The sequence below is a fragment of the Caballeronia sp. LZ034LL genome (assembly GCF_031451215.1).
In the GTDB taxonomy this organism is placed as follows: Bacteria; Pseudomonadota; Gammaproteobacteria; order Burkholderiales; family Burkholderiaceae; genus Caballeronia.
This window is the reverse complement of record NZ_JARUXR010000004.1, coordinates 1253446-1275996: the sequence shown is the minus strand read 5'-3', so window position 1 is coordinate 1275996 and position 22551 is coordinate 1253446. Positions and strand designations below refer to the sequence as shown.

The window sequence follows — 22551 nt, the reverse complement described above, 5'->3', positions numbered from 1 at the left end:
CGCTCCGTATTTCCTTCCGAAAAAGCCGGCACGGGCTGATACCCGTGCCGGTTTTTTGCGTTCGAACCAGACTTGAAGCACTCGGGGTTTTCTCTGATGCGTGAAATCTGATGCATCAGGCATCATGCATCAAATCATGACGCATTCACCACCCGACATGTCTGTCATCGCCGATTCACCGCAAGTCATCCTCGACTGTCGCCACTGCCTCGGCGAAAGCCCGGTCTGGGACGACCTCACACAAACGCTGCACTGGACCAATATCCATGCGCGGGAAATGTGGTCGTGGAAGCCATCCAGCAGGGACAGCGCGCCCGTCGTGAGAACGATGCCGGAGCGTATCGGCGCGCTCGGCCTGCGTGCGGGCGGCGGTCTCGTCCTCGCGCTGGAGCGCGGTTTCGCGACGCTGGACGACGGCAGTCTGGAACCGCAACCGCTCGCCGCCCTGACCGCACCGGTGGCCCGCACGCGTCTGAACGACGGCCGCGTGTCGCCGGACGGGCGCTTCCTGTGCGGCGGCATGAACGAAGAGACGCCGCAACGCGCCAACGCCGCGCTGCATTCCCTCGACGCCGATCACCGCGTGCATGACCTGCTGCCCGGCATCGCCTGTGCGAATTCGCTGTGCTGGAGTCCCGACGGCGGCACGCTGTATTTCTCGGACATGCCGACGCGCCGCATCGACGCCTTCGATTACGCCGACGGCGCCCTCGCCAATCGCCGCGTGTTCGCCGAACTCGCGACGCCGGGCGCGCCGGATGGCTCCATCGTCGACGAAGAAGGCTTTCTCTGGAACGCGCAGTGGGGCGGCGCGAAGCTGGTGCGCTACGCGCCCGACGGCACGGTAGACCGCGAAGTGCCGCTGCCCGTATCGAACCCGACGTGCATGATTTTCGGCGGCCTGGAGCTCGACATCATGTTCATCACGACCGCCTGGTTCACGCTCGACGACACCCAGCGCGCACGCGAGCCGCACGCAGGCAGTCTGTTTGCGTGGCGACCGGGTGTGCGCGGTCTCGCCAGTCCGCGTTACCGGGGCTGAGCCGATGCCTGTGATACAACCGGGCGCGTGATCCAGACACATTCGAGGTTGAAACGACATGAAGGTCTTCGATAGAGCATCACTCAGCGAGCAAGTCGAACTCGCACTAAAGGAAGAGATCATCGGCGGACGCGTGCGGCCGGGGCAGCGCATCAACATCGGCGATTTCCAGACGGCGTGGAAAGTCAGTTCGACGCCGTTCCGGGACGCATTGCGCTCGCTGGAAATACAGGGCTTCGTGACGGTCGAGGCGCGCAAGGGCGTGTACGTCGCGCCGCTCGACCAGCAGACGGTGAACGAGATTTTCGATTTGCGCATCGCGCTCGAATGCATGGCGGTGGAGCGCGCGACGCTCGCGGTTCCGCCCGAGGAAGCCGAACGGGTGCGGGCCGCGTATCTGAACGCCGCCGAAGCGCTGCAGCAAGGCGACCCGGAGCCGATCGCGCAGGCGGACCGGCAGGTGCATGAACTCGCCCATGTGTACTGCGGCAACGTGCGGCTGCAAAAGGCGTTGTCGTCGCATATGGAACTGATCCGCTGGGCGCAGCGCGCGATCGTCGACAAGCTGACCGGCGCGTACGAGATTGCGTTGCCGGAGCACATTGCGATCATCGAAGCCGTGTGTCTCCGCGATGCCCAGGGCGCCGCGAAAGCCATGCGCGCCCACCTCGAGAATTCGCGTGACCGCTTGAGCGCCAACATCGACCTCGCGGATCTCGATTCCGAAAACTGAACGCTGACAACCCTCAATCCACGACACGACATGAAGATCAGGACGATCCGTTCCTACGTGCTGCGCGTGCCGCTCGGCGACAAGCTGTTCTATTCGTCGCAGGCCGCGTTTCCCGAGCGCAACAGTTATCTGGTGCGCATCGAAACCGATACCGGCCTCGTCGGCTGGGGTGAGGGCGGGCAATACGGTCCGCCGGAACCGGTGGCCGCGTGCATCGACCACGTGCTTGCACCGAAGCTGATCGGCCGCGATCCGACCGAGCCCGTGCGCATCTGGGAAGAGCTGTACAACTTCTCGCGCGACTTCGGGCAGAAGGGCACCTACGTCGAAGCGATCTCCGCGCTCGATATCGCGCTGTGGGACATCGCGGGTCAGTCAGCGGGGCTTCCCGTGTGGAAAATGCTTGGCGGACGCTTCCGCGAATCCGTCCCGGCCTACGCAACCGGCTGCTATTACCCGCAGGACTACAGCCGCATGTCCGAACTGCTGCGCAGTCTGGAAGCGGAAGCATCGAGCTATGCCGATGCGGGCTTCGAGATGCTGAAGGTCAAGATCGGCCTGCTGAGCCTGAAGGACGATATCGAACGGCTGCGCGTGATTCGCGCGGCGGTCGGCCCGGACATCGCCATGCTGGTCGACGCGAACCATGCCTATAACGCGACCTCCGCGATTCGCATGGGACGTCTGATGGAACCGCTCGACGTGCGCTTCTTCGAGGAGCCGGTGGTGCCGGAAGACAAGGCGGGCTATCGGCGGGTGCGCGCGGAGAATCCGGTGCCGGTCGCGGGCGGCGAGTGCGAATTCACGCGTTACGGCTTTGCGGAACTGATCGGCACGGGCTGCGTGGACATCGCCCAGCCGGACCTCGCCGTGTGCGGCGGCTTCACCGCGTTCAAGCAGATTCTCGCGTTCGCGAGCACGCATGGCGTCGGCGTCATTCCGCATGTGTGGGGTTCGGGCATTGCGGTCGCGGCGGCGTTGCAGGCCATCGCTACGATCCCGCCGATCCCGCATACCGCCAATCCCATCGCGCTGCAAAACGAACCGATCGTCGAGTTCGATCGCAAGCACAACCCCCTGCGCGACGATCTGCTGGATCAGCGCTTTGCACTTGTGGAAGGCAGGCTTGCCGTGCCGGATGCACCGGGTCTCGGCGTAACCGTCAACGAAGCCGCGCTGCAGCGCTTCTCTGTTCAATGAAGGAGGATGTGTTGTGAGTCGATTCGTCAATCAGCGGGTGATCATCACGGGCGCGGCCGCGGGCCTCGGACAGGTCATCGCGACGTCTTTTGCCCGCGAAGGCGCGGACATCGCCGTGCTGGATTTTCAGCCCGCCGACGAAACGCGTGCGCTAGTCGAAAAGGAAGGACGCCGCTGCCAGGTATTTCATTGCGATGTGCGCGATGAACACGCCGTCGCCGAAGCCGTCACTTCCGCCGCGCGATTCTTCGATCAACGCGTGGACGTGCTCGTCAACAACGCGGGCTTCAATGGCCATTACAACCTCGTGAAGGACATGCCGCTCGCGCAATGGAGCGAAACGCTCGCCATCAACCTGACCGGCACGATGCTCGTCACGCGCGCTGTGCTGCCTTTGATGATCGCGGCGAAGCGCGGCGCCATTGTCACGACCGCGTCGAACGTCGCGCGGCGCGGCTTGCCGTTGCGTGCCGATTACGTGTGCTCGAAATGGGCCCTGCTCGGTCTTACGCAGACCCTTGCGCTGGAGAACGCGGAACACGGCATCCGCGTGAACGCGGTGTGTCCCGGACCGGTGGAAGGCGAGCGGATCGAGGACGTGATGGCGCATCACGCGACGAAGGAAGGCAAGAGCATTGCGCAGGTACGGCGCGAGTGGGAATCGGCGGCGCCGATGAACCGTTTCGTCACGCCCGAGGAAGTTGCCAGCACGATGATGTTCCTCGCCAGCGCGGATTCGAGCGCGATGACGGGACAGGCGCTGAACGTGACCGGCGGCTTCCTGATGACCTGACCCGAACCAGAACAGACACACCATAACCGGAGACAAAAATGTTAGTACGGCAAATGAAGGGCATGAGGATGGCCTGCGCGCTGGCGATGGGCGCGGCGAGCCTGATCTTCTCGATGCAGGCCGATGCAAGCAAGGGCCTCGTTGCGATGTCGCAATCGGGCATGGAGAACGAGTGGCGGGTCGTCAACACGAAGGACATGGAGAAGAGCTGGAAGGACGCGGGCTATGACTTCGTGTGGACCAACGCGAACTGGGATCCGGCCAAGCAGCTTTCCGACGTGCAGGATCTGCTTGCGCGCAAGCCCAAGGTGCTGATCGTCGAGCCGGTCGAGTACGAGCCTGCCGCGCCGGTCCCGGGCATGGCAAAGAAGGCGGGCGTGCCGCTCATCGTCGCGGATCGTGCGATGCCGGGACAGCCGGGCAAGGACGGCTGGATTTCGCTTCTCACCATCAGCTATGAAGACACCGGCGTGCGTGTCGGGCAGGATGTCGTCGCGCAGATGACGAAGAAGAACGGCAAGCCCGAAGGCAAGCTGCTGCATGTGACGGGCAACACGGGCGCGGCGCCGGTGCTGGAAGAACAGAAGGGACTCGACAGCGTATTCGCGAAGAATCCCGGCATCAAGTTCGTCGCGAAGTGCGACGGACGCTATAGCCGCGAAGGCGGCCGCAAGTGCACGGAAGATTTTCTGCAATCGTTCCCGAAGGGTTCCATCGACGGCATCGTCTTCGACAGCGACGACGAAATGATCGGCGGCCTGACGGCGATCAAGGCCGCGAATCGCGACGACCTGAAGGGCTATCTGTGGGGCAAGGACGGCACCGCCGACGGCCTGCGCGCGATCCTCGACGGCTGGGCAAGCTACACGGTGCAGACGCCGCCGACCTTCGGCGCGCTGGCGGTGAAGGTCTTCAACGACTCGCAGGCCGGCAAGCCGGTGCAGCCGGTCGTGTACTCGGACAAGAAAGAGTTCGATGCGCATACGCCAGAACATCGCGCGCTGATCGAGCAGCGTTTGAAGGAACTGAAGGCGATGGGCGTCGGCTGCTGCTGAGCTCGATGACGTCGTCCAACGGAGCACGATAGCGATGAACCACGAGACCACGGCCCCGCTGCTGCGCATGTCTGGCATCGTCAAGTCCTACCCGGGCGTGCGCGCGCTCAAGGGCGTGGATTTCGACCTGCGCGCGGGCGAGATCCATTGCCTGATCGGCGAGAACGGCGCGGGCAAGTCCACGCTGATGCGCGTGATGTCGGGCGCGGAAACGCCGGATGCGGGCAGCGTGTCGATGGCGGGCCGCGAGTTCGCCGCGCTCGATCCGGTGCTGAGTCATGAACTCGGCATTACGGTGATCTATCAGGAAACCGACCTGGTCTTGCCGCTGACGGTGGCCGAGAACGTGTTTCTCGGCCACGAGCAGACCGGACGCGGCGGCTTGCTGGACCGGGCCGGCATGCGTGCGCGCGTAGTCGAATTGATGGAGCGCTTCAACCTGCGCTTTCCCATCGACGAGCCAGTGCGCAATCTCGGTCCCGCGCAGCGTCAACTGGTGCAGATCGTCAAGGCGGTCTCGCGCGAGAGCCGCATCATCGTGCTCGACGAACCCACCGCCTCGCTGACCGACAACGAGATCCGCCATCTGTTCGACCTGCTCGCTGTGTTCCGCAAGCAGGGCATCGGGATCGTGTATGTGTCGCACCGCTTGCAGGAGATCATTGCCATCGGCGACCGCGTGACCATCATGCGCGATGGCGCGCGCGTCGCGACCCACGAAGTCAGCACGGTGCGCGAGGCCGATCTGATCCAGGCGATGGTCGGCCGTCCGCTGGAAGACGCTTTGCCCGCACGGCCCGAACCGAAGCGCGATGGCGACACGGTGCTGACGGCGCGCGGCCTGACGGTAAAAGGCCAGTTCGAGGACGTGAGCTTCGAGTTGCGCAAGGGCGAGATTCTCGGCCTTGGCGGACTGGTGGGCGCGGGACGCAGCGAATTGCTCGAATGTCTGTTCGGCATCACGAAGCCGGATGCCGGCGAGATTGTCATCGACGGCAAGCCGGTGCTGTTCGGCGCGCCACGCGATGCGATCCGCGCGGGCCTGGGCCTCGTGCCGGAGGAGCGCCGCGAAAGCGGACTCGTGATCGGACGCTCGGTCGAGGACAACATCTCGTATCCGATCCTGAAGCGCGTCTCGCGCCTCTCGATGATGCGTCGCAGCCGCCTGCGCGAGATCGCGCAAGAGCTGGTCACGCGCATGCGCATCAAGACGCCTTCGTTGCAGCAGACGGTGCGCACACTCTCCGGCGGCAATCAGCAGAAAGTGGTGCTCGCCAAATGGCTGGCGAACGACACACGCATCCTGCTGCTCGACGAACCCAGCCGGGGCGTCGACATCAACGCGAAGTTCGAGATTCATCAACTGATCCGCAAGCTCGTGGCCGAAGGCATGTCGGTGATCATGGCGTCGTCGGACATGCTCGAACTGCTCGCGCTGAGCGACCGCATTCTCGTCATGGCCGAAGGACGCACCGCCGCCATGCTCGAAGGCGAACACGCGACGCAGATCGACGTGATGCGCCATGCGGTGCCCCGGTCGAACCCAGGCATGGAGGTCGCGGCATGAGCCATTCCCCGTTTTCTTCACGTTCGCATCCGGCGGTGTCGTCGCATCAGGCGCCTGCCCGGCACGACCTGAAGCGCCTGCTCGCGCGCTACGACGTCTATCTGATTCTGCTCGCGTTGTTCGCGCTGGCCTGCGCAGTCAGTCCGCAGTTCATGACGGTGTCCAACCTCGGCAACCTGCTGACGCAATCGGCGGTGCTGGGCATCCTGTCGGTGGCGCAGTTCCTCGTCGTGCTGACGGGCGGCTTCGACCTCTCGGTGGCCGCCGTCATGGCGCTCTCGTCCATCCTGCTCGCCCGTTATGCGGAGACGAGTCTCGTGCTCGCGCTCGGCGGCGCGCTGATCGCGTCCGCGCTGTGCGGACTGGCGAGCGGCGTGTCGGTCGTGCGCGGACGCGTGCAGCCGCTCATTGCAACGCTGGCGATGATGGGCATCGCGCGCGGCCTCGCCTTCAGCGTCAGCGAGAAGAGCGTGCTGACCGGCAACCCGCTGATTCAATCGCTTGGCGGCATGGGCGGCCTCTTGACGCCGCCGGCCGTCATCTGGCTCCTCCTGGTGATCGTGGCCGCCGTGTGGCTCGCCTGCACCCGCGCCGGGCTGCATTGTTATGCGGTCGGCGGCAATGAAACCACCGCGCGTCTCGCGGGCGTGCGTTCGGACCGGCTGAAGATCGGCGTGTACACGGTAGCGGGACTGATCTCGGGTCTCGCGGGCGTGGCGCTCGTGATCCGCTCCAGCAGCGGCGTGCCCAATGGCGGCATCGGCTGGGAACTGGATTCGATCGCGGCCATCGTCATTGGCGGAGTGCGCCTGTTCGGCGGCGAAGGACGCCTGCTCAAGGCGATGGCCGGCGTGCTCATCTATCAGCTGATCGCCAATGTGATGAACCTCACTGGCATCGATCCTTACTATCAAAGCATCATCCGCGCCGTGGTCATCGTGATCGCCGTGGGGCTTTCCGTGCTGCGGCAAGGAAGGCAGGAACGCCGCACGCTCGGCAACAGGGGATGAACATGACCAGCCTGGCTCAAGCCGCGCACGAACCGTGGTGGCGCTCCGCACTGGTGCGCAAGAACGCGATTGTCGTGGTGTTCGCGCTGTTTCTGATCGTCGGCACGGCGGTGTCGCGCGGCCGCCTGATGGAACCCGGCAATCTCTCGAACATCCTGTTCCAGAGTTCGGTCATCGGCGTGCTCGCGCTCGGCGAGGCGCTGGTGATGCTCACCGGCGGCATCGACCTGTCGATCGTCGCGCTGATGGTCGCCTCCGCCATTTTCATGGGCGGCGCGGGGTCGGAGTTACAGCAGCAGATGAGCATGTCCAACGCGCTGCCGTATGTCGGCTTCCTGCCGGCCATTGCGATCGCGATGATCGGCGCGGCCGTCGTCGGCCTGCTCAACGGGCTGATGGTGGTCGTGCTGCGCATTCCCGCGTTCATTGCCACGCTGGTGATGGCGCTGGTGCTGTCGGGCGTATCGATGCTCTTCACGGGCGGCGCGCCCATCTACAACCCCGACGCCTTCTTCGCCGATCTCGGCGCGACGCGCGTCTTCACGCTGCCGGTGCCGGTCTATATCTTCCTGGTCCTGACCGCGGTGCTCGGCGTCCTGCTGGCGCGCAGCAAGCTGGGCGTGGTGCTGTATGCGCTCGGCGGCAACGCGCGCGCCGCGCGTCTGTCGGGCATTGCGGTCGAGCGTACGACGGTGGCCATCTATACGCTGTCCGGCCTGCTGTCGGGACTGGCGGGCTTCCTGTTCCTCGCGCGCACGGGCTCGGTCGCGCCGACGTCCGGCGACAACTTTCTGCTCGGCACGATTGCTGCGGTGGTCGTGGGCGGCGTGAGTCTCGCGGGCGGCAAGGGATCGATCCGCAATGCGTTCGTGGGCGTGCTGTTTCTCGCGACACTGAGCAATTTTCTGAATATCCTGCTGGTGTCGCCGCATATCCAGGATGCCATCAGCGGTGTGGTCATCATTCTGGCGATTGCGATCAACGCGCGGCTCGATCCGGATGCGTAAGCCACAAGACAGCAGGGGAGACAACACATGAAAGATTCGAAATGGTGGAGCGTCGGCGGTTCGTTGATGCTCGGGCTGTGCGTTGCCTATCTGGACCGTACGACGCTTTCGGTCGGCTTGCAATCCGTTGCACAGGACATGGGTTTCTCGGGCCCGCGCTTCGCCGTGACCGCGAGCCTCGCGCTGACCATCTTCCTCGTCGGCTATGCGCTGTCCAACGTGCTCGGCGGCATCCTGACCCGCAAGTTCGATCCGAAGCCGGTGGTCATCTGGACCTTCGCGCTGTGGTCTGCCGCGACCGTGTTCGTCGGCTTCACGAGTTCGCTGGCCGTGTTGCTCGCTTGCCGCCTGATTCTCGGCGTTGCTGAAGGCGTGTACTGGCCGCAGCAGTCGCGCTTCGCCAAAGCGTGGTTTGCGCCCAGCGAACGCACCAAGGCAAATGCGATCATCCAGTATTACGGGCAGTATCTGGCGCTGGCCTTTGGCTTCATCGTGCTCACGCCGATCTATCACGCGTTCGGCTGGCGCTCGATGTTCTTCCTCATGGGCGGACTCGGCCTCGTCGTGATCGTGCCGCTCTACATGAAGATGCTGAAGCCCGAAAGCGAAGCGCCGTATCGCACGCCGCAGTCGGCGAATGCGTCGGGAAGGTTGACGCTCGACGCGCTCGGCGGGCCCGCCTTTCTGCTCCTGCTGGTCAGCTACATCACGCAGGGCATGCTGTTCTGGGGCGTGACGCTGTGGATTCCACTCGCGGTGCAGTCGGTGGGCTTTACGGGGATGTCGCAGGCGGTCGCGAGTTCGCTGCCCTACGTGGCCGCTGTCCTGCTCGCCGTGCCGATGTCGCGGCTCTCCGACCGCACCGGCAAGCGCGTGCTGATCGCCGCGCTCGGCCTGCTGATTCCCGGCGTGCTGATGATGCTGCTGCCGATGCTGCACAGCGGCTACGGCAAGCTCGCGCTCATCACCATCGCGCTCGGCTACTACGCGAGCAGCTATACACCGAACATCTGGTCGATCCTGCAATCCACCATCGAGCCGCATGCGATCGGACCGGCGTCGGGCATTATCAACGGCATCGGCGCGGGCGGCGGCGGCACGCTGGCGGGCTTCCTGGTCGGCATGCTGTATCAGTCCACCGGCTCGTACATGTCGGGCTTCATGGTGCTCGGCGCGCTGGTCATCCTGGGCGGCATCGCGCTGCTGGCATACGGGCGCATCCAGCGCACGCGCCGCAAGGAAGAACGACCTGCCCTGGGCGCCAACGCCCGCGAGGCGTTCTGAGCGACAACCTCAAATCTCCCCCGTGGCCCGCAGATGCGCGAGCCGCTTCTTCATATGCATGACGTCGCGCGTGTGGTTCTCGCCGCGCCTCAATGCCACACTGGTCGAAAGAATGTCGATGACGACCAGCGCCGCAAGCCTTGAGGTGGTCGGCGTATAGACATCGGTGTTTTCGAGCGTCTCGGCGATCACCGCGACGTCGGCGTAACGCGTGATCGGGCTGTCCGATCCGGTGATGACGACCACGCCCGCGCCGCGTTCGCGCGCCGTGCGGGCGATCTCGATCAGCCCGCGCGTGGAACCCGTGTTCGAAATGGCGACGACCGCATCACCCGCTTCGAGCATCGAGGCCGCGATGAACTGCTGATGCGAATCCTGATGCGCGACGCACGGCACGCCGAACAACGGAAACTTCTGCTGCGCGTCCTGCGCGACGATGCCCGACGCCCCGAAGCCGAAGAACTCGATGCGCCGCGCCTTCGCGAGCAGATCGACCGCGCGTCCGACGGCCGCGAAATCGAGCTTCTTGCGGGCCCAGTCGAGGCTCGTGATCGTGTAGTCGAAGATCTTGGTGGCGACGGCCTCGGGCGTGTCGTCGTTGGAGAGCACCGAGTGCGCGGCGGGCGCGCCGAGCGCGAGACTCTGCACGACGCGGATCTTGAAGTCGCGAAAGCCGTTGCAGCCGAGCGTCGTGCAGAAGCGCAGCACGGTCGGCTCGCTGACGTTGGCGAGCCGCGCGAGTTCGGCGAGGCTCAGGTCGGGGAGGGTATCGAGATTCGAGAGGATGAACTCGGCGACCTGCCGGCTGCCGCGCTTCAGGCCCGGCCGTGCGCGGTCGATCAGTTCGAGAACGTTGATGTCGGACACTCGATGTTCCTTTGAAGGACGCCGGACGCGCAGGCTCGAACGGCGGCGCGGCCGGCGGGGTCACGCGGGGTCACACGAAAGGAACAGTTTATCGGAACGAGAAACGCCGCCAGAAGCCGCCGCCGCGCTGCGACAGCACCGCCGCGACGATGATCACGCCCATCACCACCTGCTGGTGATAACCCGGCACGCTCGCCAGATTCATGATGTTGCCGATCACGCCGAGAATCAGCACGCCCATCAGCGTATTGAGCGCGCCGCCCTTGCCGCCCGCGAGACTCGCGCCGCCGATCACCACCGCCGCGATCACGGTCAGTTCGTCGCCCACGCCGACGGTCGGCGCGCCGACGCCCGCGCGCGAGGTCGAGATGATGCCGGCCATCGCGGCGAGCACGCCCGATGCCACATAGGTGCCGAGCACATGACGTGCGACCGGCACGCCGGAGAGGCGCACGGCTTCCTCGTTGGAGCCGATCGCGCGCACCACGCGGCCCGCGCGCAGCCGGTTCAGCGCAATGCCGCCGCCGATGAACACCAGCAGCATGACGAGCGTCGGCCCCGGAATGCCGAGATACGAATGACGGCCGAAGTCGAGCAGCGCCTGGCCGGGATCGTCGACGAGAATCGGCGAGCCGTTCGACACGATCAGCGCGATGCCGCGCGCCACGGTCATCATCGCGAGGGTGACGACGAACGGCGTGAGCCGGAACCACGCCACCAGCGCACCCGAGACGAAGCCGCACAGCGCGCCGGTCAGGAGCGTGGCGAGCAGCGCGAACCACAGGCCGTGTTCGGGAATCAGCAGCGCGCACAGCACGCTGCCAAGCGCGGCGACGGAGCCCACGGAGAGATCGATGCCGCCCGTGAGCACGACGAGCAGCATGCCCACCGACATGATGCCGACGCCCGCGACCTGCCGCGAGATGTTCGCGAGGTTCGGCACGGAGAGAAAGTCGCTCGATACGAACGATGCCGCGATCACGAGCACGACAAGGATCGCGACCGTATTGAAGCGGCGCGCGGCGGTCCACCATGAGGCGGCCGCGGTGCGCTGCGTGCGCGCACTGGATGATTCCGGCGTGGCGGCGCTGTGATTCATGATGTCATCTCCGCATGGGTATGAGTGAGCGAGGGCGCTTCGCCGGCCTCGCGTTGCAGCGACAGCGCGAGGATGCGTTCCTCGCTGTAGTCGCTGGGATTCAGTTGTCCGCGAATGCGGCCTTCGCCCATCACGAGAATGCGGTCGCACAGGCCCATCAGTTCCTGATGATCCGACGAGATCACCAGCACGGCCTTGCCGCGTTCCGCCAGTTGATTGACCAGCGTGTAGATCTCGACCTTCGCGCCGACGTCGACGCCGCGCGTGGGTTCGTCGAGGATGATGAGATCGCCGTCGGCGTGGAACCACTTCGCCAGCACGACCTTCTGCTGATTGCCGCCGGACAGCGTCGAGACATCCGCGTCCATCGAGCGCGCCTTGATGCGCAGCGCGTCCATCAGCTTCGCCACCGCCGCGCGCTCGCGCCGGAAGGCCAGCCAGCCGAACGGCCCGCTCACCGAATCGAGCGCGGCGAGCGTTGCGTTGATGCGGATCGGCATTCCGAGCACCGCGCCCTGGCCCTTGCGGTCCTCCGGCACGAAGCCGATGCCCGCGCGTACGGCGGCCATCGGCGAACGCGCATGGAGCGGCTTGTTCTTCAGTTCGATATGGCCCGCGTCGCGCGTGTCCGCGCCGAAGATGAGCCTCGCGACTTCGGTGCGCCCCGAGCCGATCAGCCCGCCCAGACCCACCACTTCGCCGGCGCGCAACGAGAACGACACATCCTGCACGGCGCGGCCGCGCGTCAGCCCGTCGACCTTCAGCACTTCGGCGCCGAGCGTCGCATGGCGTTCGGGAAACAGCACGGACAGCGGGCGGCCCACCATCTTGCGGATCAGTTCGTCGCGCGTGATGTCGCCGGGCGTGACGGTATCGACGCGCTTGCCGTCCTTCAGCACCGTGATGCGGTCCGCGATCGCGAAGACCTCTTCCAGCCGGTGCGAGATATAGACGATGCCCACGCCGCGCGCCTTCAGGTCGCGCACGATGTCGAGCAGACGGTTGGCATCCGAGGGCGCGAGCGCGGCGGTCGGTTCGTCGAGCACCAGCAGCTTGAGCGTGCCGCTCAGCGCCTTGGCGATTTCGATGACCTGGCATTGCGCCGCCGACATCGTTTCGACGAGCGCGGCCGGATCGATCTCGAAGCCGAGGCTCTCGATCAGCGCGCGGGCCTTCATGCGCAGCGCGCGCCAGTCGAGCACGGCGGGCATCGCGCCGAGGAACACGTTCTCGGCCACCGAGAGATCGGGCGCGAGCGCGGTCTCCTGATGAATCACGGCGATGCCTTCGGCCAGCGATGCATGCGGATTGCGGAACGTGATCTCGCGGCCTTCGACGCGTATCGTGCCCGCATCCGCCTGATGGCCGCCGCCGATCACGCGCATCAGCGTGGACTTGCCCGCGCCGTTCTCGCCGACGAGCGCATGGACCTCGCCCGCGTGGACGTCGAAGTCGATGCCCTCGATGGCGTGCACGCCGCCGAAGCGCTTGGCGATGCCCGAGAGAGCGATAAACGGAAGCATGATGGGTTCTCCACTCCAGCACGCTGCGCGCATGACGGCGCGCGCAGCGTGCGGTCGGTCCGGCTTTAGAAGATCGCCTTCGGGTTGTAGAACTTGTCGACGTTGTCCTTGCTGATGACCGCCGAAGGCGTGTAGGAGATCTTAGGCACGCTCACGGCTTGTCCTTGCGCCGCCTTCACGCCGATATCCACGGCAGTGCGCGCGACCAGTGCCGGGTCGTTGAGCGCGGTGGCGCCGTACTTGCCCTGCTTGATGAGTGCGAGCGCTTCCTTCTGGCCGTCCGCCGCCGCCACCAGCGTGATGCCCTGGCGGTTCGCGCTTTCGATCGCGCGGCGCGCGCCGAGAACCATGCTGTCGTTCTCGCCGAGCACCATGTTGATGTCCTTGTTGGCGACCAGCAGGTCTTCCATCGCCTTCAGGCCGCCTTCGTCGGACCAGTTGCCCCAGCCTTGCCCGACCACTTGGACGTTGACCTTGCCGGTCTTCGCGAGCTGCGCTTCCATGATCCCTTCGAGCACGCCGTCGCGGCGTTCCTTGCCCACCGGATTGCCCTTCTCGCCGGAGATGAGCGCGATCTTGAGCGGCTTGTCGCCCATCGTGTTGACGACCCACTGGCCGACCAGCGACCCGTTCTCGCGATTCGACGACTGCACCAGCGTCAGGTAGTTGGCTTTCGGATCGAGCGTGCTGTCGATCACGACCACTTTCACGCCGGCGGCGGTCGCGGCGTTCACCGCGTTGACGAGACCTTTCGGATCGGCGGGATCGATGATGAGCACTTTGATGCCGCGCGTCACGAGATCTTCCACGTCGGCAATCTGCTTCTGCATCTTGCCCTGCGCATCGGCGACGATGACGTCCTGACCCAGTTCGGTGGCGCGTGCCTTCGCGGATTCCATCGCGGCGGCGAAGTAGGGCGCGTTGAGCACTTTCATCGAGATGCCGACCTTGATCTTGTCGGCGGCGAACGCGGACGACGACAGCGCAATGGCCGCGACCGCAAGTGCGATGGCGCCGGCTGCTTTCTTCATGACACGGGACATGTCTCCTCCTTTATGAGCGCGAGCGCGCGGGTGTGATGCGAGTGATCGACTGCTGCGTCGTCGAATGAAGCGGGTCAGGCCGGAAGCAGCTTTCCGGGATTCAGCAGGTTCAGCGGGTCGAGCGCGTGTTTCACCGCGCGCATCGCGGCGAGTTCTGCGGGCGTGCGCGACAGCGCGATCACGCCGAGCTTCTTCAGGCCGATGCCATGCTCCGCCGACACCGAGCCGCCGAACTCCGCCGTGACGCCATACACGACCGCCTGCACGCGCGGCGCGGTATCGGCGGGCCAGTCCGGTTCCTGGACGACGATATGCAGATTGCCGTCGCCGAGATGGCCGTAGATGAGGATCGTCGCGCGCGGCCATTGCTCGCGCAGCTTCGCTTCGGCACGGCGCGCCGCCTCGCCGACATCGGCGATCGAAAAGCTCACGTCGAAGGACACGCGGCCCGGAATCAGGCGCGGATATTCGCCGGGCGCGTCGCGGATCGCCCAGAACGCGGCGGCGTCCGCTTCGCTCGCGGCCAGCGCCGCATCCGCGATCACGCCGTTTTCGAGCATCTCGCCCAGGAAGTCCTCGAAGGCTTCCGCCTGGCGCGCCGGGTCCGCGCCGCTGCTCTCCAGCAGCACGTAGTACGCGTGACGTTCTTCGAGCGGTGCCCGCAGTTCCGGCAGACGGTCGAGCACGAAGTCGTAATAGCCCGGCCACATCACCTCGAATGCGGAGACGCCCGCGGGCAGCCGCTCCTGCGCGGCGTGCAGCAGCGTGGTCACGGCGTCGTAGCTGCTGACGCCGCAGAATGCGGTCGAGACGGCGCGCGGCTTCGGACGCAGCCGCAGCACCGCACGCGTGATGACGGCGAGCGTGCCTTCGCTGCCGATCAACAGGTTGCGCAGGTCGTAGCCGGTGTTGTTCTTGATCATCTTGCGCAGGCCGCCGACCACGGTGCCGTCTGCCAGCACCGCTTCGAGGTCGAGCACCTGCTCGCGCATCATTCCGTACTTGATGACGCGGTTGCCGCCCGCATTGGTCGCGAGATTGCCGCCGATGGTCGCGCTGCCGCGCGCGCCGAGATCGAGCGGGAACATGAAGTTCGCCGCATCGGCTGCTTCCTGCACGGTTTGCAGCGGCGTGCCGGCCAGTACCGTCATCGCGGCGCCCACGGCATCGATCTCCTCGATGCCGGTCATGCGCTCCAGACTCAGCGCGACTTCGCCGCCCAGCATGCATGCGCCGCCCGCGAGGCCCGTCAAACCGCCTTGCGTGACCACCGCTTGCCGGTGCGCATGACAGATGCGCAGCGCCGTGGCCACCTGCTCGGTCGTGCGCGGCCGGATCAACGCGATGGGATCGGCGCTCGGCGTGCGGCTCCAGTCGGCGTGCTTGCGGCCGGCGAAATCGGCGGGCAGCGTCACAATGCCGGCGCCGAGCGCCTCATGCAGCGCGGCCACTACCGCAGGCAAGTCTGAGTCGTGCATGGATGTCTCCCGGCGAGGCGGACAAGCTTGCCCTAGCGCCAGCGAATATCGTTAGTTATGTGAACGTTGACAGATCGTATCACTAGCGTTTGCGTGCTGTGAAGCAGCAATTTATCGGGGAAAACCCGGTCGTAAAACGTCAAAACTTATCTTTTAACTTTACTAAAAGTAACGTTAGAATCGGCGGGACATTGATCCTGGAGAGCGCCTCATGAGTTGGCCTGAACCCCGAGCATTCGACGTCGATCTGGAGACCGGCCTCATGGACGGCACGGACACGCGTTACCGGAAGCATCTGCGCGATCTCGACGGCCTCTATGCCGATGCCGCCGCCTTCGCCGCGCTCGCGGCCCAACGCGGCGACGAAGTGGTGTACGACGTGACCGACCATCGCCCGAGCGCGGCGCCCGGCGATCTCATTACCGGCGTGACGCGCATGAGTCCGGGCAAGGTGGGCAACGAGTACTTCATGACGCGCGGGCATATCCACGCGAACATCGACCGGCCGGAGCTGTACTTCGGACTGAAGGGCACGGGGCTGATGCTGATGGAGTCGCCCGATGGCGACACGCGCATCATCGAGATACGCGCGAACACGGTGTGCTATGTGCCGCCGCGCTGGATCCATCGCTCGGTGAATCTCGGCGGCGAGGACTTCGTGATGCTGTTCTGCTATCCCGCCGACTCGGGCCAGGACTACGCGATCATCGAGAAGTCGAACGGCATGAAGCTGCGCGTCGTCGATGACGGCGCGGGCGGCTATCGCACCGAACCCAATCCGGCGTATGTGGCGCGCAGCGGCGCGGACATCGAGCAGTTGATCGAGCGCGCAAGCGAAGGAGCCACGCGATGACCCAGGTTGCCACGACGACATACGAGCCGGCGCGCCGCCCGACCTTCTATTTCATCGGCGTGACGACGGCGCAGAGTTCGATCATGCGGGTCTTTCCAGCTTGGGCGAAACATCTGGGTTTGGGCGATGTCGAGATCAAGGGCATCGACTTCAAGCCGCACTCGAGTCCGGAAGCCTACCGGGAAGCGGTGCGTTTCCTGCGCGACGATCCGCTCTCGCTCGGCGCGCTGGTCACGACGCACAAGATCGATCTGTATGCGGCCTGCCGCGACCTGTTCGACGAGATCGACGACTACGCGCGCATCATGGGCGAGACGAGTTGTCTCTCGAAGCGCGACGGCAAGTTCGTCTGCCACGCCAAGGATCCGATCACGTCGGGTTTCGCGCTCGACGGCTTCCTGCCGGAGGGGCATTTCGCGACGACCGGCGCCGAAGTCTTCTCGATGGGCGCGGGCGGTTCGACCATTGCGCTGACCTGGCATCTGATGCAGCGCAGCCGCGGCGCGGACCGGCCTTCGAAGGTGATCGTGTCGAACCGTTCGGCGGGGCGGCTGGAGGAAATCGAACGCATCCATCGCGAACTGGATCTCGGCGTGCCGTGCGAATACGTCACCGCGCCGCGCCCCGAGGACAATGACGCGGTGCTCGCGCGGCTGTCGCCCGGCGCGCTCGTGATCAACGCAACGGGTCTGGGCAAGGACGCGCCCGGCTCGCCGCTGACCGATGCCGCCGTGTTTCCCGAACGCGCCATCGCGTGGGACCTGAACTATCGCGGCGATCTGGTGTTTCTCGATCAGGCGCGCGCGCAGGAGCGCGAGCGGCGCTTGCAGGTCGAAGACGGCTGGACTTACTTCATTTATGGCTGGACACGCGTGATCGCGGAAGTGTTTCATCGGGATATCGCGTCGAGCGGTCCGGCGTTCGATGAAATCTGCCGCATCGCCGCCGACGCAGGCAAGCCCGCGCCGCGCGCAGCCTCATAAAAGCATTCGTCACCAAGGGGACGCTGAACATGTACATGGACAAATTCCGGCTCGACGGCAAGATCGCGGTCGTGACGGGCGCGGCACGCGGCATCGGCTTTGCGATTGCGGAAGCGCTCGTCGAAGCAGGCGCGCGGCTCGTGCTGACGGACTTCGACGCAAAAGCGCTCGACGAAGCGCTCGCGAAACTGGCGTCGTCGGGTGCGCAGGTGGAAGGCGAACTGTTCGACGTCACCGATCCCGCCGCCGCGCAACGCGTCAACGATGCCGTGGTCGCGCGTCACGGAAGGGTGGACGTGCTCGTCAACAACGCGGGCATCGCGATCTCGAATCATCCCGCTGAAACGATGAGCGACGAAGTGTGGGACCGCGTGATCGACGTCAACCTGAACGGCGTGTTCCGTGCCTGCCGCGCGTTCGGCCGGGGCATGCTGGAGCACGGCGGCGGCAACATCGTGAACGTCGGCTCGATGTCGGGCTTCATCGTCAACCGGCCGCAGGAACAGGCGAACTACAACGCGTCGAAGGCGGGCGTGCATCATCTGACGCGCTCGCTGGCCGCCGAATGGGGCGCGCGCGGCGTGCGCGTGAACGCGGTTGCGCCGACCTATATCGACACGGAAATGAACCAGTACGTGTACAAGAAAGAGAACGAGGAGATGTATCGCCACTGGGTGGGCGGCACGCCGATGAACCGTCTTGGACGCGTGGACGAAGTGGCCTCCGTGGCGCTGTTCCTCGCCAGCGATGCGGCGAGCCTGATGACGGGCGCCATCGTGCTCGCGGACGGCGGCTACGTGTGCTGGTGATGCACGCCGAATCCTTCGATACGCCGCTCGCCAAGCGTCTGGCCGATGCCCGTCATGCGCCGCGCGCGGGCGAGGTCGTGTTGTACTGGCTGGGCCAGGCGGGCTTCGTCATCGAGACGCCGGAAGCGCGGGTGTTGATCGATCCGTATCTGTCGGACTCGCTCGCGGAGAAGTATCGCGGCACGCGCTTTCCGCATGAGCGCATGATGCCCGCGCCCATCGCGCCGCATGAGTTCGACCGCCTCGATGTCGTGTTGTGTACGCATCGGCATACGGATCACATGGACCCGGGCACGCTGCAACCGCTGGCGGAACGCTTTCCGTCGCTGCGCTTCGTCGTGCCGGAAGCATCGCTCGATGAAGCGCTCAGGCGCACCGGCGCGAGCCGCGAGCGGCTGATCCCGGTCGATGCAGGACAGCGCGTGCCGCTCTTCGATGGCTGCACGGTGTCGCCGATCGCGTCCGCGCACGAAACGCTCGACACGGAGGAAGCGGGGCGTCATCCGTGGCTCGGCTATGTGATCGAGTTGCATGGCGTGCGTCTCTATCATTCGGGCGATTGCGTGCCGTATCCGCAGCTGCACGAGCGCGTGCGGCTGGCCGCGCCCGATGTCGCGCTGCTGCCGGTAAATGGCCGCGACGCCACGCGCAGCGGCAACGGCGTGCCGGGCAATTTCACGCTCGACGAAGCCGTCGAACTCGCGCGCGCCGCGCACATTCCCGCGCTGATCGCGCATCATCACGGCTTGTTCGACTTCAATACGCTCGCGCCCGAAGTGATCGACGCACGCATCGACGATGAACGCGAACACGGCGCATTGTCGATACACCGCGCGCAGACCGGCTGCGCGTGGCGCATTGGCGCATCGACGCTTCGGCGCGCACGAAGGGATGAATGACATGGAGACCTTTTATCTCGCGATCGACGTGGGCACGGGCAGCGTGCGCGCCGCGCTCGTCGATTCGCGCGGCGTGGTGCGGCACATCGCGGCGCATGAGCACGAGCAGATCGTGCCGCGCTATGGCTGGTCAGAGCAGCGTCCGGCCGACTGGTGGACGGGCGCGGCGCGTTCCATTCGCGAGGCGCTCGACAGCGTGCCCGGCGCGGCTTCAAACGTCGTGGCGGTGTGCGCGTGCGGGCAGATGCACGGCACGGTGCTGATCGACGCCGACGGACAGCTCACGCGCGACACCGCGCCGCTCTGGAACGACAAGCGCACCTTCGGTCAGGTCGCGCAGTTCCGCGCGCGGCACGATGCGGCATCGTACTTGCACAAGACCGCGAATCCCGCGACGCCCGCATGGCCCGCGTTCAAGCTGCAATGGATCAAGGAGCACGATCCGCAAGCCTATGAACGCGCGGCCACGGTGTTCATGCCGAAGGACTATGTGAACTTCCGTCTGACCGGCGAGCGCGCCTGCGACTGGAGCGATGCATCGACGAGCTTCCTGATGGATCCGGTCACGCGCACGTGGTCGCGCGACATGCTCGACTTGCTCGGACTCGATGCCGCGAAGCTCGCGCCGATCCGCGCGCCGCTCGACCTGCTCGGCGCCGTGACGAAGGAAGCCGCCGCCGCGACCGGCCTGCGCGAAGGCACGCCGGTGCTGGTCGGCGGCGCGGATTATCCGGTGTCGGTGCTGGGCTCGGGCGTGTATGGCGCAGGGCAGGCTTCGGACATCACGGGCACGTCGTCGATCATTACGGTCATCGCCGATACGCCGATGCTGCATCCCGAAGTATCGAACCTCGTGACCTGCGATGGCTCCTGGGGCCGCTTCATGCTGCTCGATTCCGGCGGCGATGCGATGCGCTGGGCGCGCCGCGCCTTCCACGAAAACGCGCTGTCCTACGAGAGCGTCGCGCAGAAGGCGGCGAGCGCACCGGTGGGCGCCGAAGGGCTGTTCTTCCTGCCGTACCTGACCGGCGAGCGTCTCGGCGAGCACACCAACTCGCGCGCGCAGTTCTTCGGCATCACGGCAAAGCATGGACTGGCGCATCTGCATCGCGCGGTGCTGGAAGGCGTCGCGTTCGGCGTGCGTCGGCATATTGCGCTGCTGCAACCGGACGGCGCGAAGATGGAACGGCTCGTCGCGGCGAGCGGCGGCGCGAAGGCTTCGCTGTGGTTGAAGATCAAGGCCAGCATGTATCGCACGCCAATCCTGGTGCCCACGCAGGTGGAATGCGGCGTGACGGGCTGCGCGATTCTCGCCGCCACCGCGCACGGACAGTTCGCGCGTCTCGCCGACGCCGTCGATGCGTTCGTGAGCTTCGAGCAGGAAGTGCTGCCCGACGAACGCGCCAGCGACACCTACGACCGCATGATGCCGATCTTCGAGCGCCTGTACCTGAACGCGCAGCAGTTCTACGACGACCTCGACCGGCTCGCCCTCGACTCTCAAGAACCCTCACGATGATCAAAGCCATTCTCTGGGACATGGACGGCACCCTCGCCGAAAGCGAGGCGCTGCATCTGCGCACCTTGATCGCGGTGCTGGCGGAACATGGCATCGAAGCCGGCGACGAAATGCATCCGCTGATCTTCGGCAAGACCGGGCGCGAAGTGCATGCGTTGTGCTGCGAGCGCTTCGGCCTATCCACGCCGTTTGCCGCGTGGTCCGCGTTTCGCGCCCGCGCCTATCTCGACGGCGCGCCGCATCTCGTGCCGCGTCCGGGTGCGCTGGAGGTGTATCGCGCGGCGCAACGGGCGGGGATTGCGCAGGGCATCGTGTCGAACTCGTCGCGCATGCTGCTCGAAGCGAACCTGCGCGCGCTCGGCCTCGAAGAGCCGCAACTCGTGACTGTGAGCGCCAACGACGTGCGCATGGGCAAGCCCAGCCCCGAGCCCTACGAACGCGCCGCGTGGCTGATGCGCGCGCTGCCCGCCGAGGTGATCGTCGTCGAAGACAGTCCGACCGGCGCGCGCGCGGCCATCGCCGCAAACATGCGCGTGCTCGGCTGGCCGCCCGACGAAGCCGGCGCCGCGCTGTTTCCGCCGCAAGCGCAGATCGTCTTCACGCCGGAAGAACTGGCGCGGGCGCTCGGCCTGACTGATTTCTCCCTCTCCGGACAGACGGACGATCATGCCTAGAACCAGCATTTTTCCGTCGCGCTATGTGCAGGGCGCGGGCGCGCTCGAGCAACTCGGCGCGGAACTCGCGCGCCTCGGCACGCACGCGGCGTGTCTCGTCGACAGCAGCGTTGCCGCGTTGATCGAACCTGCATCGGCGAAGACCGACGGCGTGCGCGTGCAGATGCGCAAGCAGGACGCCGCCTGCACCGAACGCGCCATCGCCGATGCCGCCGCGTGGGTCAGGCAATGCGGTGCGGATATCGTCGTGTCGTTCGGCGGCGGCAAGGTCGTGGATATCGGCCGCGCGGCGGCGGATGATCTGCGGCTGCCGTTCGTCTGCGTGCCGACCATCGCGGCATCCGATGCGCCGTGCTCCGCGCTCGCCGTCATCTACGCCGAGGAAGGGCACGTGGTGCGCGACCGCTTCGTGCGGCGCAATCCCGATCTCGTGCTGCTCGACACCGCGTTGATCGTCGCGGCGCCGGTGCGCTTCTTCATCGCGGGGATCGGCGACGCCCTCGCGACCTTCTACGAAGCCGATGCCTGCCGGCGCTCCGGCGCGCGCAATCTGTGCGGTGGCGTGGGTACCGCGCTCGCCTTCGAGGCCGCGCGGCTGTGCCGCGACACGCTGTTCGCGCATGCGGTGGACGCTGTCGCCGATTGCAGGCGCAAGACCGTGACGCCCGCGTTCGACGCGACGCTGGAAGCCACGGTGCTGCTGTCGGGGTTGGGCTTCGAGTCGAGCGGCGTCGCGGCGGCGCATGCGATCCATCACGGACTGGCGCAACTCGACAGCACGCACGGCGTCCTGCATGGCGAGAAAGTGGCGATCGGCACGCTGGCTTCGCTGTTTCTGTGGCCGTGCGCAGACAGCGAACGCCGCCGCGTGTTCGCGTTCTGCAAGGCGGTGGGACTGCCGACGCGTCTTGCCGACATCCACGTCGACGCGGCGGACCGCGCGGCCTTGCTGCGCGTCGCGGAGCGTGCGTGCCGCGAGGGCGAAATCATTCATAACGAGCCGTATCCGGTGAACGCCGGCATGGTCGTCGCCGCGCTCGAAGCGATGGACCGCTACGCCGCATTGATGGATCACGCCGAACCCGCCACCACCTTTTGAACGAGGACGATCAC

At 65.8% G+C, this 22551-nt stretch carries 21 protein-coding genes; 16 read left to right on the top strand and 5 right to left on the bottom strand.

Translation table 11 applies throughout. The features are described from left to right. The first annotated feature begins 136 nt into the window (after positions 1-136). From QCE83_RS33295 to QCE83_RS33255, 9 genes are read left to right on the top strand one after another with little or no spacing between them, the layout of a single operon-like run. On the top strand, positions 137-1042 hold the full coding sequence (locus QCE83_RS33295) for an SMP-30/gluconolactonase/LRE family protein (protein WP_309820965.1): 906 nt from the start codon (positions 137-139) through the stop codon (positions 1040-1042). Positions 1043-1100: 58 nt separating this feature from the next. Beyond that, complete coding sequence (locus tag QCE83_RS33290) at positions 1101-1775, top strand: GntR family transcriptional regulator (RefSeq protein WP_309820963.1); 675 nt, start codon at positions 1101-1103, stop codon at positions 1773-1775. A gap of 30 nt (positions 1776-1805) precedes the next feature. Continuing rightward, positions 1806-2975: a mandelate racemase/muconate lactonizing enzyme family protein gene (locus QCE83_RS33285; RefSeq protein WP_309820961.1), complete on the top strand. Its 1170-nt coding sequence runs from the start codon at positions 1806-1808 to the stop codon at positions 2973-2975. A 13-nt stretch (positions 2976-2988) separates the two neighbouring features. Continuing rightward, a complete protein-coding gene (locus tag QCE83_RS33280) occupies positions 2989-3768 on the top strand; it encodes an SDR family NAD(P)-dependent oxidoreductase (protein ID WP_309820959.1) in 780 nt (259 codons plus the stop codon). A 38-nt stretch (positions 3769-3806) separates the two neighbouring features. Further along, positions 3807-4823 (top strand): substrate-binding domain-containing protein, encoded by a 1017-nt coding sequence (locus QCE83_RS33275; protein WP_309820957.1) that lies wholly within the window; start codon positions 3807-3809, stop codon positions 4821-4823. Positions 4824-4857: 34 nt separating this feature from the next. Continuing rightward, the gene (locus tag QCE83_RS33270) at positions 4858-6390 is read left to right on the top strand and encodes a sugar ABC transporter ATP-binding protein (protein WP_309820955.1); all 1533 of its coding nucleotides are present in this window, start codon (positions 4858-4860) and stop codon (positions 6388-6390) included. Then, positions 6387-7400, top strand: coding sequence for an ABC transporter permease (locus QCE83_RS33265; protein ID WP_309820953.1), 1014 nt, complete (start codon positions 6387-6389; stop codon positions 7398-7400). Before QCE83_RS33270 ends, QCE83_RS33265 begins: the two co-directional genes overlap by 4 nt. A 2-nt stretch (positions 7401-7402) precedes the next feature. Next, entirely contained in the window at positions 7403-8407 is a 1005-nt protein-coding gene (locus tag QCE83_RS33260) for an ABC transporter permease (RefSeq protein WP_309820951.1), read from the top strand. Positions 8408-8434: 27 nt separating this feature from the next. Next, complete coding sequence (locus QCE83_RS33255; RefSeq protein WP_309820949.1) at positions 8435-9691, top strand: MFS transporter; 1257 nt, start codon at positions 8435-8437, stop codon at positions 9689-9691. Positions 9692-9700: 9 nt separating this feature from the next. Here the strand turns inward: QCE83_RS33255 and QCE83_RS33250 are convergent, their stop codons facing one another. The 5 genes from QCE83_RS33250 to QCE83_RS33230 form a co-directional block, all read right to left on the bottom strand. Continuing rightward, complete coding sequence (locus QCE83_RS33250; protein ID WP_309820946.1) at positions 9701-10558, bottom strand: SIS domain-containing protein; 858 nt, start codon at positions 10556-10558, stop codon at positions 9701-9703. 88 nt (positions 10559-10646) lie between these two features. Further along, positions 10647-11657, bottom strand: coding sequence for an ABC transporter permease (locus tag QCE83_RS33245; RefSeq protein WP_309820944.1), 1011 nt, complete (start codon positions 11655-11657; stop codon positions 10647-10649). Next, the gene (locus tag QCE83_RS33240; protein ID WP_309820942.1) at positions 11654-13180 is read right to left on the bottom strand and encodes a sugar ABC transporter ATP-binding protein; all 1527 of its coding nucleotides are present in this window, start codon (positions 13178-13180) and stop codon (positions 11654-11656) included. The genes QCE83_RS33245 and QCE83_RS33240 overlap by 4 nt, the downstream gene beginning before the upstream one ends. Before the next feature lie 65 nt (positions 13181-13245). Further along, on the bottom strand, positions 13246-14223 hold the full coding sequence (locus QCE83_RS33235) for a substrate-binding domain-containing protein (protein WP_309820940.1): 978 nt from the start codon (positions 14221-14223) through the stop codon (positions 13246-13248). A 74-nt stretch (positions 14224-14297) separates the two neighbouring features. Further along, positions 14298-15701, bottom strand: a complete 1404-nt coding sequence (locus tag QCE83_RS33230; RefSeq protein ID WP_309820938.1) for an FAD-binding oxidoreductase — start codon at positions 15699-15701, stop codon at positions 14298-14300. Between the two features lie 211 nt (positions 15702-15912). Between QCE83_RS33230 and QCE83_RS33225 the strand changes: the two genes are divergently transcribed. Genes QCE83_RS33225 through QCE83_RS33195 form a run of 7 tightly spaced genes read left to right on the top strand, consistent with a single transcriptional unit; the run spans position 15913 to position 22537 of the window. Then, positions 15913-16554, top strand: coding sequence for a glucose-6-phosphate isomerase (locus QCE83_RS33225; protein ID WP_309820936.1), 642 nt, complete (start codon positions 15913-15915; stop codon positions 16552-16554). Then, complete coding sequence (locus tag QCE83_RS33220; RefSeq protein WP_309820934.1) at positions 16551-17537, top strand: shikimate dehydrogenase; 987 nt, start codon at positions 16551-16553, stop codon at positions 17535-17537. The genes QCE83_RS33225 and QCE83_RS33220 overlap by 4 nt, the downstream gene beginning before the upstream one ends. Before the next feature lie 29 nt (positions 17538-17566). Beyond that, the gene (locus tag QCE83_RS33215; RefSeq protein WP_309820932.1) at positions 17567-18346 is read left to right on the top strand and encodes an SDR family NAD(P)-dependent oxidoreductase; all 780 of its coding nucleotides are present in this window, start codon (positions 17567-17569) and stop codon (positions 18344-18346) included. Next, positions 18346-19245 (top strand): MBL fold metallo-hydrolase, encoded by a 900-nt coding sequence (locus QCE83_RS33210; protein WP_309820930.1) that lies wholly within the window; start codon positions 18346-18348, stop codon positions 19243-19245. The genes QCE83_RS33215 and QCE83_RS33210 overlap by 1 nt, the downstream gene beginning before the upstream one ends. A gap of 1 nt (position 19246) precedes the next feature. After that, positions 19247-20764: an FGGY family carbohydrate kinase gene (locus QCE83_RS33205; RefSeq protein WP_309820927.1), complete on the top strand. Its 1518-nt coding sequence runs from the start codon at positions 19247-19249 to the stop codon at positions 20762-20764. Continuing rightward, on the top strand, positions 20761-21438 hold the full coding sequence (locus QCE83_RS33200) for an HAD family phosphatase (protein WP_309820924.1): 678 nt from the start codon (positions 20761-20763) through the stop codon (positions 21436-21438). Before QCE83_RS33205 ends, QCE83_RS33200 begins: the two co-directional genes overlap by 4 nt. Further along, entirely contained in the window at positions 21431-22537 is a 1107-nt protein-coding gene (locus QCE83_RS33195; RefSeq protein WP_309820922.1) for a glycerol dehydrogenase, read from the top strand. Before QCE83_RS33200 ends, QCE83_RS33195 begins: the two co-directional genes overlap by 8 nt. Positions 22538-22551: the final 14 nt, after the last annotated feature.